We start from the raw sequence: 15,275 nt of genomic DNA on the forward strand, positions 1-15,275 counted from the left end.
AAATAAAAAATAATTGGATTTTTAGGAGGATTTTAATATGAAATACGATGCTTTAGGAATGATTGAAACAAAAGGATTAGTAGGATCAATAGAGGCTGCTGACGCAATGGTTAAGGCTGCTAATGTTTACTTAATAGGAAAAGAATATGTTGGAGGCGGACTTGTAACTGTAATGGTTAGAGGTGATGTTGGAGCTGTTAAAGCTGCTACAGATGCTGGAGCTGCTGCTGCTCAAAGAGTTGGAGAGTTAGTTTCAGTACACGTTATTCCAAGACCACATTCAGAAGTTGAAGTTATATTACCTGCTTCAAAAGAAGAAAAATAATTAATAAATATAGTTAAAATAGTTAAGAAAGCTACCTTATTTAGGGTAGCTTTTTTAGTTGTTAAAAAGTTAAGGGTAAACTAAAAATTTTTATGAAATTAATTAAAAATAAAATATTAAAAATATAAATTTATATAAATTTCAATACTTTAATTAAGTTTTAGTAAGTTTTAAATATGTACCATTGTTTAATTTTTGTAAATAAAATATTTTATATTTTGTTATTAGTGGTATTTGGAGTTTTTAATTATTCTTTATATTAAATAATTATATGTATACTAAATTTAATTAGAGAAAAAATAATTTTGAGGAAGGAGATGATATTATGCCAAAGAAAGATAATTTAGGCAATCCTATGCAAAAGGGAGAAAGAAGACAAAGGTTACACGAAAAACAAAACAATGTAGGAAATAGTAAAAAGCCTTCAGGATATAAAACTTTTGATGGTGAAGAAATATAATAAGTATATTTTAGGACTTTAATAAAAATAATTAAAGTCCTTTAAATTTTTATTATAAATTATAGCTAAAGAAAAATATTAAATTATAAAAAATAATAATTAAATTATTTTAAAAATGATATAATTATAAAAAATATAGATATATAAAAATAAGGGGTATTATTATGAGGTATAGAATTTTTAATATAGAACATTTAGAAGAAGTTTCAAAGCTTTATGTAAAATCATTTAATGCACCTCCGTGGAATGATAAGTGGACAGAGGATACTGCTAAAAAAAGATTACAGCAGATGTTAAATTGTGAAGGAGCGTATGGGCTTGTATGCTATTTAGATAATGAAATAGTTGCTATGATTTTGGGAAACCATGAATACTATTATGACGGAATACATTTTAATATAAAGGAGTTTTGTGTAGATCATTCTAAAAAGGGAAAAGGTATAGGGAAAAAAGTATTAAATGAATTTACTGTTAGGCTAAAAGATAGAGGTATAAATAATATATATTTATGGACATCTAGAGGAGATATGACAGAAGGTTTTTATGAGAAAAATGGCTATAATATTGTAGATAAATTAGTTGTTATGGAAAAAATTTTATAAGAAATATAAATTATAGGGAGAAGTTATGAGGTTTAAAGAAGAAATAGAAAAATATATTCCAATAAATGAACAAGAGGAAAAAGATAAGCAAGCTATATTAATGTGTATAAATAATTTTAATGATGTATTAACAAGGAAAAATGTTGTTTGTCATTTAACTAGTTCGGCTTTTGTAGTAAATAAAAATAAAGATAAAGCACTTATGGCTTATCATAATATTTATAAATCATGGGCTTGGACAGGTGGACATATGGATGGTGATAGTGATTTTTTAAAGGTTGCATTTAAGGAATTAGAAGAAGAAACAGGGCTTAAAGGTGCAAAGTTACTTTATAATGGAATAGCATCAATAGATATACTTACAGTTGAAGGACATATAAAAAGAGGAGAATTTGTATCACCACATCTTCATTTGTCAATTGCATATCTTTTTGAAGGTGATGAGAATGAAAAACTTAGAATAAAAGAAGATGAAAATAGTGGTGTTAAGTGGATTTCTTTAAAAGATTTAAAAAAATGTACTGAAAGAGAACCATTTATGTTAAATGTATATAAGAAAATCTTAAATAGAGGTAATATAAAAATTGACTAAAAGGAATTGTATATACAATTCCTTTTTATAATTTAATTAATTAGTCTATAATGATAGTAAGTAAAGTGTGAAAAAGGAGAAATGTTTTGAGTAATGCACTAAAAATATTAAAAGAGTATTTTGGATATAGTAATTTTAGAAAAGGTCAAGAAAAAATAATTAATGAAATAATTAATGGGAATGATGTTGTAGCAATAATGCCAACAGGAGGAGGAAAGTCCATCTGTTATCAAGTTCCTGCTTTACTTAAAGAAGGAATAACTATAGTAGTTTCACCTTTAATATCTTTAATGAAAGATCAAGTAGATACATTAAATAGTATAGGAGTAGAATCTGCATATATAAATTCTTCACTTTCAGATATTGAAATGAAAAATACATTTAAAAATATAGAAGATGGAAATATAAAAATATTATATGTAGCACCAGAAAGGCTAGAGTCATTAGAATTTTTAAATATAATATCAAATAAAGATATAGCACAAATAGCCGTAGATGAAGCACATTGTGTATCAGCATGGGGACATGATTTTAGAAGTAGTTATAGAAGAATTAAAAATTTTATTGAAGTATTAAAAGAAAGACCTATAGTTACAGCATTTACTGCAACAGCAACAAAAGAAGTTAGAGAAGATATAATAAATCTTTTAAATCTTAATAATCCAAAAGTATTTATATCAGGATTTGACAGAGAAAATTTAAAAATAATAATAGAAAAAGGAGTTAATAAAAAACAATATATATTAGACTATGTAGATAAAAATAAGGATCTATCAGGAATAATATATTGTGCTACTAGAAAAGAAGTTGATTATTTATATGATTTATTAAGACAAAAAAATCTATTTCTCGGGAAATATCATGCTGGGTTATCTGATGATGAGAGAAAGAAAAATCAAGAGGATTTTGTATATGATAAAACAAATTTAATGATAGCAACTAATGCTTTTGGTATGGGCATAGATAAACCTAATATAAGATATGTAATACATTATAATATGCCTAAAAATATAGAGGGGTATTATCAGGAAATAGGAAGAGCAGGAAGAGATTTAGAACCTTCAGAATGTATAATGTTATTTTCACCTGGAGATGTTCAAACTCAAAAATATATTATAGAAATAGGGACAGTAAATCCAAATAGAAAATTAAATGAATTATCAAAACTTAAAAGCATGACAGACTTAGTTTATTTTAATGGATGTTATAGAAAGTATATACTTAGTTATTTTGGGGAAGAGCTTAAAGAAGATTGTAATAATTGCAGTAATTGTGAATCAGATGGAGAAGTTGTTAATAAGACAATAGATGCTCAAAAGGTAATATCATGTATATATAGAATGAAAAGACCTTATGGAATAGGGATGATAATTGATGTATTAAGAGGTTCTAATAATAAAAAGATAAAAGAATTAAACATACATGAATTAACTACTTATGGGATAATGAAAGATTATTCAAAAGAAGAATTAAAGGATTTTATAAATACTTTAATTGCTCATGGATATATTAATTATGGTGGTGAGTATCCTGTTGTTAAACCAAATTCAAAATCTCTTGAAGTAGTTAAGGGAAGTGAAACTGTTTTATTTAAAGAGCAAAGAAAGATAATTAAATTAATCGAAAATAATGATTTATTTAATGTATTAAAAGAACTTAGAAGAGATATTTCAGAAAGTGAAAAAATACCACCGTATATGGTTTTTGGAGATAATACTATAAAGGAAATGAGTATTAGAATGCCTATTAATAATACTCAGCTTATTGAAATAAGTGGAGTAGGTGAAAAGAAAATTGAGAAGTATGGAAATATTTTTATAAGTAAAATACAAAATTATATAAATGAAAATAATATAGATAAAAAATGGGATAATGAAAATTTAAATAATAATAAAGAAAAAATAAAAAAGCAAAAATCTTATGAAATAACAGTAAATATGATTAAAGATAATATGTCTTTAGAAGAAATAGTAAGCAATAGAAAAATCACAATATCAACTATTATATCTCACATAAATCAATATGTATCAGAAGGGTTTGAAGTTGATTTTAATATTAATTTTAATAAATACTTTACTGAAGTAGAAGAAAAAATTATATTAGAAAAAGTAAAAGATATTGGATATTTAAAGATAAAGCCAATAAAAGAAGCATTACCAAGCAATATAACTTATGACCAAATAAAGTTAGTTATATTAAAATATAATATGGAAAGTAATAGATAGATATTTAATAATGAGATTAGGAGGAAAAATAAATGAAATATTTTATAGTTGAAGGTATATTAAAAAATGTAGATAAAATAAATGATAGTATTATGAAAGAACATATGGATTATACTAAAAAAGCTATGGATGAAGGACTTATATTAATGTCTGGACTTAAAGAAGACATGAGTGGAGGAATGTTTGTTATTAAATTAGAGTCCTTACAAATGGTACAAGAATATTTATCAAATGAACCTTTTAATATAAATGGAATACAGGAATATAAAATTATAGAGTTTAATCCACATTATTTTAATGAATCACCAAAAGCATGGTTTAATAAATAAAATTAAGATTATAATTAATACTTTATAAAATTTACGATTTATATTTAAAATTATTAGTATAAATAGATAAAGGGTAAGCAGTTTGCTAACCCTTAATTTTAAATTTAAAAATTTATTTAGTTGTAGAATTCCATTCTTCAATTAAATTTATCATAAGTCTACGCATTACTTTACCTATAGTATAATATTCTTGATCATCTAGATTTGCAAGAGAAACTCTAAGAGACCATTCTGAATCATCAAAACCACTTCCAGATAAAACTATTATAGAACATTCTTTAGCTAATTCATAAAGTATATACACTAATTTATAATTATCTTGTAAGTAATTAGCGAAATCTTCACCAAAAGAATTTCTAGCCCATTTAAGTATATTAAATTCAGTGTAATAGTAAGCACTATATTTATTATCCTTAAGTTCAATTCCTAAGCCATCAAACAATAGTTTTTTACGACGACGGCAAATTTCTATTGTTAGCTTTTTATAATTATCATCTTTATCAAGTAGTGCAAAGGCACAGAAAAAAGCCATTTGTACTTGCTGTGGTGTTGAAAGACCAGCGGTATGATTAAGAGCAACCTGTCTGCTATCTGCAACCAATCTATCAATAAAAGGTATATTATCACAATTTGTAGATAAATCTTTATAACGAGATTTAATTAGATTTTTCTTTTCTTTAGGAAGTTCTCTAATTAATTTATCTAAAACATTATCTTTTTGAAGAGCGATAGTTCCGAGACGATAACCTGTAACACCAAAATATTTTGAAAAAGAATATACTCCAATTGTATTATAAGGTAAATCAGCCATTAATGAACGAAAACCTGGCACAAAAGTTCCATAAACATCATCTGATATTATTATTAAATTTGGATTATTTTCTTTTACTATTTTTATTAAATTATCTTTGCTTTCGTTTGTCAAAGCAACAGAGGAAGGATTCCCAGGATTTACTATAAACAATGCTTTTATAGAATTATCTTTAAGTTTTTCTAATTCTTCGGAAGGTACTTGCCATGAATAGTTACCGGTATTTGGATTTTCATTTGCTTTAATTTGTATAATATCAAGGCTATATCTTGGTATTTTTGGTATCTCTAAGTAAGGGGTAAATACTGGGGTGATTATAGCAATTCTATCTCCTTTGCATAAAAGTTCATTTGCTTTTAATGAATCAAATATATAACACATAGCAGCAGTTGCACCTTCTACTGCAAATATATCAAAGGATGAATTACTAAAATCAGAAGAACACATTTCCTTAACTAAATAATCATGAACTATGCTTTCTATATGACTTAACATTCTATCAGGGAATGGATAGTTGTCTCCGATTATTCCATCTGTAAGTTCATAAACCCAAGAATCGGCATCAAAATTTTTATTATTAATACCATATTCTATTATATTTATTAAAAGTTCTATACCTGGTGAATTTATATTTTCATCTGCAAATTCTTTAAATCTATTATATATGCCTTTTTTATGAGGCATACCTGCAAGGTCTCCATCTTTCCAAACTCTTTGAGTTTCAAGAACAGCAAATTGACCAAAAGTAAAGAAGGCTTGACGTGGTGTTGCGCATGTCCAGTTTGGATTTCCTCTTCCAGCATCAAGTAAAGGACGTTTACTAACATCTAAATCTTTTTTTGCAATTTCTATAAGTTTATCTTTAAACTCAAAGGGACTTATTTTTCCATAAACTTTTTCTATTTGTTTAATGTCTGAAGTATTAATTTTCATATAAAAAATCCTCCTGAAAATAATATATAAATTTAGCCCCAAAAAAACTATACAACAACTTTTGTTCAATAAAATAGATAAACAGTAATAATATTGTTAAATTTTTTTAGAGTGATATTAAATTATTTTTATATAAATTTTTAATAGTTATAATGGGTATTTTTTTGTGAATTATACATAAAAGTAAATTTTTATAGAGTATTTATATGAAAAAATAGAATGAATTTATTTAATATATTAGATTTTAAATTATATTTATAAAAAGTTAAATATATATTATAAAATAATATATACAAGTTTATAGTAATGAAAGAAAAGGATATCGACTTTGTATTTTTCGATATCCTTTGATAAATGGTTTAATTAAGAAATATTATTTTATTATTAATTTAGTAAAGCCTTTTTTACCTTTTTTTATCATAGCAAAGCCTTGATTAAAGTGTTCTTTTTCTAAAGTTTTTCCAAAGTCTTGAACTTTTTCATCATTTAAAGTTAGACCACCTTGAGTTACAAACCTTTTAGCTTCTGATTTTGATGGGAAGATTTTAACTTCAACTAGTATGTCAATTAAGTTGTTTCCGATTTTTGTAGTTTCTAATTCAATAGTAGGGACGTGTTCTAAATTAATACCACCTTCAAAGAGTGCTTCTGAAGCTTTTAAAGCTTTTTTTGCTTCATCTTCACCATGAACTAATTTAGTTATTTCAAAAGCTAACTTCTTTTTAGCTTCATTTATAGCAGAGCCTTCAACTGAACATAATTTATCTATTTCATTAAGTGGAACAAAAGTTAAAAGTTTTAAGCATTTTTCTACATCAACATCAGCGATATTTCTCCAGTACTGGAAGAATTCAAAGGGGGAAACTCTTTTTGGGTCAAGCCACAAAGCTCCACCAACAGTTTTACCCATTTTTTCACCTTGGCTATTAGTAAGTAGGGTACAAGTCATAGCATATACGCTTTCACCTTTTTTCTTTCTTACTAAATCAACCCCTGCAATCATATTTGACCATTGATCATCTCCACCAAGCTCCATCTTACAACCATATTTTTTATTTAAAATAAGGAAATCGTAAGCTTGCATTAACATATAGTTAAATTCTAAGAAAGATAAACCTCTATCAAGGGCAAATCTTCTTTTGAAAGCATCAGCAGCTAACATTTTGTTAACAGTAAAGTGTCCACCAACTTCTCTTAAGAAATCTATGTAATTTAAATCTCTAAGCCAATCAGCATTGTTTACTAATATTGCTTTTCCATCTTCAAAATCTATGAATTTTGAAAGTTGATTTTTTATTGACTCAACATTATGTTGAATTTGTTCATCAGTTAACATTTTTCTCATATCAGTTTTGCCACTTGGGTCACCGATAGTAACGGTTCCACCACCAACGAGAACGATAGGTCTATGGCCAGCTTTTTGCATATGAGCCATAAACATCATTGCTATAAAATGCCCAACATGTAGGCTGTCTGCAGTTGGATCAAATCCAATATAAAAAGTAACTTTCTCTTTTCCAAGTAATTCTCTTGTTTCTTCTTCATGTGTGAATTGTTTAATGTATCCACGCTCTTTTAGAACATCCAAAACATTTCTTTCCATGTTCATTACCTCCAATAATTAATGTAATTTATATATTTAGCATTAATTATTGACCTTCTTTAAAAAAAACAATATAATTATATTTGGGAAAAAATAATATTGTAGAAGATCAATAATTATGCTTAATTATTAAATCTTTTATTAAAACTATATAAACTATGTTTATATAGTTTTTTAATTTGAATAAAATAAAAAAATCTCATCCAATAAGGACGAGATTACTCACGCGGTACCACCTTAATTTGAAACATACAAATAAATAGTATGTAACATCTTAATAAGTTAATAACGGTTCTTAACCGATAACATCTAATTTCTATTAAAATATAATAGGGTTCAATGTATGACTCCAAGATGTATTCAAAATAACTGATTTAGTGCCTCTCATCAACCGGCAACTTTCTGTTAAATCTTAGATATTTTTACTTGTTCTTTTCATAGTCTTTAATATTATTACAATACAAATAATTTTTTTGTTATATGAATTCATTATAATATTATAAATTTTTATAGTCAATAATATTTAAAAAATATTTCAATTTAAATTAATATTTGGTTAGTTTGTAAAATTTAATTATATAAAAATATAGTTATTTAAAATAAAGAAATTAGAGAAGTTAATAGTTTTCTTATTTAAAATTTATTAATATTTATATTGTATAATTTTTAATTATAAAAATTATTATATTAAGTCAAAATAATAGTTAAAAGATTTAAATTAAGTTATAGAATTTTGTATATTAAAGGTTTATATAAATTTAAATTAGGAAGAGGTTTGAATATGAAAATATTAAAATACTTATTAATATTTATTCCTATAAGTATTATTGCAGAATTTATGCATGTATCTCCAACAATAATATTTATATTAGCTGCACTTTCAATAATTCCTCTTGCAGGACTTATGGGGGAAGCTACTGAAGAAATATCATTTTATACAGGACCTAAAATAGGAGGGTTTTTAAATGCTACATTTGGTAATGCAACAGAACTTATAATATCATTTTTTGCTTTAAAAAGTGGATTATTTGATGTAGTAAAAGCATCTATTGCAGGTTCAGTTATAGGAAATGTTTTATTAGTTTTAGGAGCTAGTATGTTAGCTGGTGGATTAAAATATAAAACTCAAAAATTTAATGAAAAGATTATAGATATAAGTTCTAGTATGCTTTTGTTTGCAGTTATAGGACTTAGTATACCAGCAATATTTACTCATACTGTAAGTCCGGAATTATTAAATACAAAATATGAGGGGCTTAGTATTATAGTAGCTATAATTATGTTTCTCATATATATACTAAGTTTAGTTTTTTCATTTTTTACACATAAGGACCTATATAATTCAGAAGTTGAAGAAGGTGGAAATGCTAAATGGTCAATGAAAAAATCAATTTTAATTTTAGCAGTATCTACAGTTTTAATTGCTATAGAAAGTGAACTTTTAGTAAGCGGAGTTGAACCTATAACTAAAACTTTAGGGCTAAGTGAATTTTTTGTAGGTATAATATTAATACCTATAATAGGTAATGCAGCTGAACATAGTACTGCAGTAGTTATGGCACTTAAAAATAAAATGGATGTTTCTGTTGAAATAGCATTAGGATCAAGTCTTCAAATAATATTATTTGTTGCACCAGTATTAATATTTTTAAGTTTGATTTTTACGCCAATGAGTATAGTATTTAATCCTTTTGAACTTGTTGCTTTAATAGTTTCTGTTTTAATAGCAAATAAAGTTGCATTAGATGGAGAATCAAATTGGTTAGAAGGGGTTCAATTATTAGCAGTTTATATTATAATAGCAGCTTCATTTTTTATAGTATAATAAAATAAATATTATAAAGGGTGGTTAGATTATGGTTGAATTATTAAGTAAAAGAAGAAGTATAAGAAAATATAAAAATAAAATGGTGGAAGATTTTAAATTAGAACAAATACTTAAGGGAGCACTTCTTGCACCATCTTCAATGAATAAAAAGCCAGTAGAATTTATTGTTATTAATGATAAAAATATATTAGAGAAATTAGAAGGGTGCAAAGATAAAGGGACAGTTGCATTAAAGACAGCACCTGTGGCTATTGTAGTATTAGCAGATTTTGAAAAAAGTAATGTTTGGATTGAAGATGCATCTATTGCATCAACAAATATTATGTTGGAAGCTGAAGATTTAGGACTTGGTTCTTGCTGGATACAAATTAGAAATAGAAAATCTGGAAATATATCATCAGAAGATGCTGTAAGAGAAGTTTTAGATATACCAAGTAATATGGCAGTATTAAATATAATTACATTAGGTTATAAGGATGAAGAAAAGTCAGCTTATAAATTAGAGGATTTAAATTTTACAAAAATTCATTATAATAAATATTAATAAAGTAAGAGCTTAAATATTTTATAGAGTATTTAAGCTCTTGTTACATTTATTAGTGTATAAATGATATACTATGTACAATACTGTTAGAAGGGAAGTAGATTATTTTTGGAAAAATTATATTATATAGATCAGTATATAAAGGAATTTACAGCTGAAATTGAAAATGTAGTAGAAAGAAATGGTGAATACAATGTTGTATTGGATAAAACTGCATTTTTTCCAGGTGGGGGAGGTCAACCTTGTGATATAGGCTTTATAGAAAATTGTGAAGTTATAAATGTTTATGAAGAAAACGGAAATGTAGTTCATGTATTAAATAAAAAACCAATAAAAATACATAAAGTAAAATGTAAAATAGATTGGGAGAGAAGATTTGATTATATGCAACAGCATTTAGCACAACATACTCTCTCAGGATGTTTCTTTAAGTTGTTTAATCAAAATACAGCTGGAATTCATTTAGGAAAAGAAATAAGTACTATAGATATAGTTGGGGAACTTACTGAAGAAAAAATAAGAGAAGCAGAGAAGTTTGCTAATAAAATGATAAATGAAAATTTAAAGGTTGAGTTTTTATTGCCTGAGAAAAGAAAACTTAAAAAGCTAGGACTTAGAAGAGATTTACCTAAAACAAATGAAAAGATTAGAGTAGTAAAAATTGAAGACTTGGATATAAATGCATGTTGTGGAGTACACCCAAGTAGAACTATAGAACTTCAATGTATAAAGCTTTTAAGATTTGAAAAGCACAAAGGAAATACAAGAATAGAATATTTAGCAGGAAATAGAGCCATAATAGATTATCTAAAAAAAGATGAATTTTCAAGGAGTATATGTAATTTTTTAAGTTGTAATGATAAAGAAGCTATAAATAGTATTAAAAAATTAAATGAAGAAGTTAAAGAGCTAAATAGTAAAAATAGAAGTCTTACATTAGAAATTTCAGATTACAAAGGAAAGGAACTTATCGAAAATTCGCCTAAGATAGGAAATATATCTGTAATTAAAGAAATATATGATAATGAAGATGTGAAATATATTAGCAAAATAGCTACAAAACTTTCAGAGTGTGATAACGTAATAGCTTTATTTGCAGTTAAAAATGGTGAAAGAGCTAATTTGATTTATTCATGCTCAAAGGGAGTAAATATAAGTATGAATGATTTACTTAAAGATTCAATTAGCTTAATTGATGGAAGAGGTGGTGGAAATTCAACACTTGCACAAGGCGGAGGAAAAAATAATAATAATTTAGAATCTGTTTTAGATTATGCTTTTATGAAAATAAAAGAAAATTTAAAATAATAATTTAGGGGAATATATGAAAATTTTAACTAATAATACATTTAAAATGGCTACATCAGCTACTATAGCTATAATGATAGCAGAAGCATTAGGATTAAAGTTTGGTGTTACAGCAGGGATAATAGCAATACTTAGTATACAAAGAACAAAAAAAGAAGCATTATTAGTTGGCTTTAGAAGATTAATAGCTGCAACTATAGCAGTTGGATTGTCTTATATTTTGTATGTTATGCTTGGAAATGATTCAATAGTATTTGGGTTATTTTTACTTATTTTTATTCCTGCTACTAAAATTTTAAAAGTAGAAGAAGGTATGGTGGTTGGAGCTGTTTTATCAACACATCTTCTTGTAAGTTCTAATATAGATTTAACATGGATAATAAATGAGGAACTAGTTACTTTAATAGGAATAGGAGTAGCTTCACTTTTTAACTTATATATGCCATCTTTAAGTGATGAATTTAATAAAAATAAAGAAAAAATAGAAGAGACTTATAGGGATATAATAAACGATATGTCAAAGAGTTTATTAATAAAGGCAGTTCCCATAAATGAAAGAAAAAGACTTAGAGAAATAGATAGAGTAATAGAAGAAACTAGAGAAATAGCATATAAGATAAATAATAATTATATATTTAAAAATGAATATTATTATATAGACTATATAGAAATGAGAAGTAAACAATTAGAAACTATAAAGAGAATGAATTCTCACTTTTCAAGATTTTCTATAACTTATGACCAAACAAAAATAATGGCAGAGTTTACTGAAAATATTGCAAATAATATATATTCAAATAACGATTGTATAGAACTTATATATAATTTAAATAAGTTAAGAGCTAGATATAAAGAAATGGATCTTCCAAAAACAAGAGAAGAATTTGAAAATAGAGCTATGTTATTTCAATTTTTAAATGACCTAGAAGATTTTCTATACATAAAGAAAGATTTTATGAAATTACATAAAAATAATAAATAAGGTTGTCCATAACGAGGGGATAATAAATTCTCTCGTTATAGATAACCTTATTTTTATAATTTTATAATATGAATTTTTCTTTCCTTAAAGTAAACTGGAGTAAGGTTACATTCTTTTATAATATTTAAGGCTACATCAAAGTTTTTACCAATAGATTCTTTATTGTGTGAATCAGACCCTATTGTTACATACTTGCCACCTAATTCTCTGTATCTTTTATATATAGGTATTAATGAATCAACAGCTTTCTTATCATTTAACCTTCTAGTATTTAATTCAATAACTTTATTTTTTTTAATTAAAACTTTAAAAATTTCATTTATGTAATTTTCATATTCAGATAAATATATGTTATTGTCTTTAAAGTGTAAATATCTACAAGGATAATCTATATGAGCTAATGAATCAAAGTTATCAAAAAGCTTTATATCATTTAACATTTCTTCAAAATATGATTTGAAAAATTCTTCTTTTGACATATTATCTTTATTAGAGTCTGAAAAAATATCTATATTATTAATAGAATGTATTGAACCTAAAATAAAATCAAAAGGAAAAGAATTTGTAATTAAAGTAGCCTCTTCAATTATAGTTTTAGAAAGACCAACTTCTATTCCTAAAAGTAAATTATCATTTCTATATTTTGAGTATTTTTCAAAGAATAATTTGCAGTCAACTTTAAATAAATCCTCTACTGGATAATTTAAATCTAAGTGTTCTGTTAATATACATCCTATATTAAGCTTAGAAGATTTATCTAAAATATCAGATAATAACATTTTGCTATCAGAAGATAATTCTGTATGCATATGACTATCAAAAATCATGAATTTAAGCACCTCCAATTATAAAATTGCTTTTTTATATTATAGCATAGTATTATAATAAAGAAGATTAAGGCCTATAATAAGGAGGATGTATTATGAAAGAATTATTTAAAATAAAAGATATGTCTTTTTATGAAGAAGACTTTTTAGATGATATTAATGAATTTGAGGATATAATTCCAATCATTAAAGAATTAGAAGATAATTTAACTTATGAAGAAATTGAATGTGTTGAAATTAATGAGTGCTGTAAGATAAGTAAGAAAAATTATTATGTTGAAATACATGGATATATAAATTCTAATGATGAATTTGTAACAAAAGAAGAAAAAGAGCAATATGAAAATGTTCTTAAAAATGAAAAGTTTGATCTTTTTGTTATAAGAGTTTATAAATGTGTTGATTGTGGTAAATGGATAATAGATATTTTAGAATCAATGGACTAATAGTTTGTACGAGTGAATTATTCACTCGTTTTTTTATATAAAAATATTGATTTTTATTGTATAAAGGGTATTATATATGTAAAAAGTAATGAGGTGGGAGTTATTTGAGAGAAAAATTAAAAGAATTAATGGGAGATATAAAAGTATTTATTATAAAAAATAAAATTATAGTTGTTTTTTCTGTATTAATGATATTTTTAATAATGGGTTACATGTTAGGAAGTATTAATAGTAATAAAGAAAGTGTAATGAAAAAATTTGAATTAGGACTTGAAGAGGGAAGCTATAATAAACTTAAAGATGTACTAAGAATAAATGGAAAGAAAATTTCAAGAAAAGAATTAAAGCCTTTAATAGAATATTATAAAGGAGAAAACTCAGAAGTAAATACTATAGTAGATGCTTTAAATAGTACTGGTAAAAGTAAGGTATTTGAACTTAAAGAAGATAAAGAATTATTTTTAGATGATTATTATATAAGTTTAAAAACTTTAGAGTTAAAAGTTACAAGTAATTATAAAGATGCTTCTATTTATTTAAATGATAATAGTATAAAGCAAGGTGAAGTATTAAAAAATTTAATACCTGGTATTTATAAATTAAGTGGAAATCTTAAAAATAAATATGGTGAAATGAAATCAACAGAAAATATTGTTTTAATGGATAATAAGGATGTAGAACTTAAATTAAATGGATTATTAGTTAGTGTAGAAAGTGAGTTTAAAGATGCTAATGTACTTGTAAATGGAGAAAATAGTGAAATAAAAGTTTCTGATTTTAAAAATATAGGACCTATGCCATCAGACGGAAGTATAAAGCTCTCACTAAGTAATAATTTCCCTTGGGGAACAATAAAAGGGGAAGAAGTAACAGTAAAAGATGTTCCAAATATATCATTAAGTTTAAATATAACTAATGATAAGCTTTGGAGTGAGATAGATAATACTATGAATTTATTTTATAAGAGTGTGTTTAATTCTTTAAATAATGAAGATAAAAATGAAATACAACTAACAACAGAGGGAACTAAAAATAAAATATATTCTATATTAGAAGAAAAATATTTTATATTAAAAAATAAATATACCTTAATATCTCTAGAATTAGATAAGGAAAAAAGTAAATTTCAATATAAAAATGGAGAGTATATAGGGACCGTTGTTTGTAATGCAAATTATGATACTAGTAAAGTTTTATTTGGAATTGGTAGGGAAGAAAAAAGCAAAAAGTTTTTAACAAAAGTATTATATAAGAATAATGAATGGATTATAACAGATATAGAAAATTTTTCATTGTAAATAAATCATACATGCCTTGATTGCATGTATGATTTAAATAAAAAAACCTGTACTAAAATTAGCACAGGTTAAAGGGTTATGTTCATTTAAGAAAGGGAATAAATGAACATTTTGTGGGGTTTATTTAAACTCTATAGCGTTTGCTAATAGAGTGGTATGGGC

The 15,275-nt window shown here is 25.1% G+C and carries 15 protein-coding genes and 1 other annotated feature; of the genes, 12 read left to right on the plus strand and 3 right to left on the minus strand.

The features are described 5' to 3' along the window. Positions 1-37 precede the first annotated feature (37 nt). The 6 genes from eutM to Q4E08_RS04190 all read left to right on the plus strand — a co-directional run bounded on the left by eutM (position 38) and on the right by Q4E08_RS04190 (position 4,533). On the plus strand, positions 38-325 hold the full coding sequence (gene eutM / locus Q4E08_RS04165) for an ethanolamine utilization microcompartment protein EutM (protein WP_039311881.1): 288 nt from the start codon (positions 38-40) through the stop codon (positions 323-325). A gap of 325 nt (positions 326-650) precedes the next feature. Next, positions 651-785: a clostri-philic family protein gene (locus tag Q4E08_RS04170; protein ID WP_303128787.1), complete on the plus strand. Its 135-nt coding sequence runs from the start codon at positions 651-653 to the stop codon at positions 783-785. A 164-nt stretch (positions 786-949) separates the two neighbouring features. Then, positions 950-1,387, plus strand: a complete 438-nt coding sequence (locus tag Q4E08_RS04175) for a GNAT family N-acetyltransferase (protein ID WP_303128789.1) — start codon at positions 950-952, stop codon at positions 1,385-1,387. A 25-nt stretch (positions 1,388-1,412) separates the two neighbouring features. After that, positions 1,413-1,979, plus strand: coding sequence for an NUDIX hydrolase (locus Q4E08_RS04180; protein WP_303128791.1), 567 nt, complete (start codon positions 1,413-1,415; stop codon positions 1,977-1,979). Positions 1,980-2,065: 86 nt separating this feature from the next. Further along, complete coding sequence (gene recQ / locus Q4E08_RS04185) at positions 2,066-4,204, plus strand: DNA helicase RecQ (RefSeq protein ID WP_303128793.1); 2,139 nt, start codon at positions 2,066-2,068, stop codon at positions 4,202-4,204. 32 nt (positions 4,205-4,236) lie between these two features. Then, on the plus strand, positions 4,237-4,533 hold the full coding sequence (locus Q4E08_RS04190; RefSeq protein ID WP_303128794.1) for a YciI family protein: 297 nt from the start codon (positions 4,237-4,239) through the stop codon (positions 4,531-4,533). A gap of 112 nt (positions 4,534-4,645) precedes the next feature. Here the strand turns inward: Q4E08_RS04190 and aspD are convergent, their stop codons facing one another. Continuing rightward, positions 4,646-6,277 (minus strand): aspartate 4-decarboxylase, encoded by a 1,632-nt coding sequence (gene aspD, locus Q4E08_RS04195; protein WP_303128795.1) that lies wholly within the window; start codon positions 6,275-6,277, stop codon positions 4,646-4,648. A gap of 373 nt (positions 6,278-6,650) precedes the next feature. Next, positions 6,651-7,880 carry a tyrosine--tRNA ligase gene (gene tyrS, locus Q4E08_RS04200; RefSeq protein ID WP_303128796.1) on the minus strand — a complete coding sequence of 410 codons (1,230 nt, stop codon included), beginning with the start codon at positions 7,878-7,880 and terminating at the stop codon, positions 6,651-6,653. Between the two features lie 205 nt (positions 7,881-8,085). Then, positions 8,086-8,328 (minus strand) — a binding site (T-box leader). Positions 8,329-8,661: 333 nt separating this feature from the next. Between tyrS and cax the strand changes: the two genes are divergently transcribed. The 4 genes from cax to Q4E08_RS04220 all read left to right on the plus strand — a co-directional run bounded on the left by cax (position 8,662) and on the right by Q4E08_RS04220 (position 12,542). Next, complete coding sequence (gene cax / locus Q4E08_RS04205; RefSeq protein ID WP_303128797.1) at positions 8,662-9,705, plus strand: calcium/proton exchanger; 1,044 nt, start codon at positions 8,662-8,664, stop codon at positions 9,703-9,705. Between the two features lie 31 nt (positions 9,706-9,736). Next, positions 9,737-10,252, plus strand: coding sequence for a nitroreductase family protein (locus Q4E08_RS04210; protein WP_303128802.1), 516 nt, complete (start codon positions 9,737-9,739; stop codon positions 10,250-10,252). A gap of 108 nt (positions 10,253-10,360) precedes the next feature. Further along, positions 10,361-11,560 (plus strand): DHHA1 domain-containing protein, encoded by a 1,200-nt coding sequence (locus Q4E08_RS04215; protein ID WP_303128803.1) that lies wholly within the window; start codon positions 10,361-10,363, stop codon positions 11,558-11,560. Between the two features lie 16 nt (positions 11,561-11,576). Next, on the plus strand, positions 11,577-12,542 hold the full coding sequence (locus tag Q4E08_RS04220) for an aromatic acid exporter family protein (RefSeq protein ID WP_303128804.1): 966 nt from the start codon (positions 11,577-11,579) through the stop codon (positions 12,540-12,542). Positions 12,543-12,595: 53 nt separating this feature from the next. On the opposite strand, the gene Q4E08_RS04225 is transcribed toward Q4E08_RS04220, so the two are convergent. Beyond that, a complete protein-coding gene (locus Q4E08_RS04225) occupies positions 12,596-13,369 on the minus strand; it encodes a histidinol phosphate phosphatase (protein ID WP_303128806.1) in 774 nt (257 codons plus the stop codon). 95 nt (positions 13,370-13,464) lie between these two features. On the opposite strand from Q4E08_RS04225, the gene Q4E08_RS04230 reads away from it, so the two are divergent. Next, complete coding sequence (locus tag Q4E08_RS04230; RefSeq protein ID WP_303128808.1) at positions 13,465-13,815, plus strand: hypothetical protein; 351 nt, start codon at positions 13,465-13,467, stop codon at positions 13,813-13,815. Between the two features lie 104 nt (positions 13,816-13,919). Continuing rightward, positions 13,920-15,113, plus strand: coding sequence for a hypothetical protein (locus Q4E08_RS04235; RefSeq protein ID WP_303128809.1), 1,194 nt, complete (start codon positions 13,920-13,922; stop codon positions 15,111-15,113). Positions 15,114-15,275: the final 162 nt, after the last annotated feature.

The organism is Clostridium sp. (assembly GCF_030532265.1).
Classification (GTDB): domain Bacteria; phylum Bacillota; class Clostridia; order Clostridiales; family Clostridiaceae; genus Clostridium.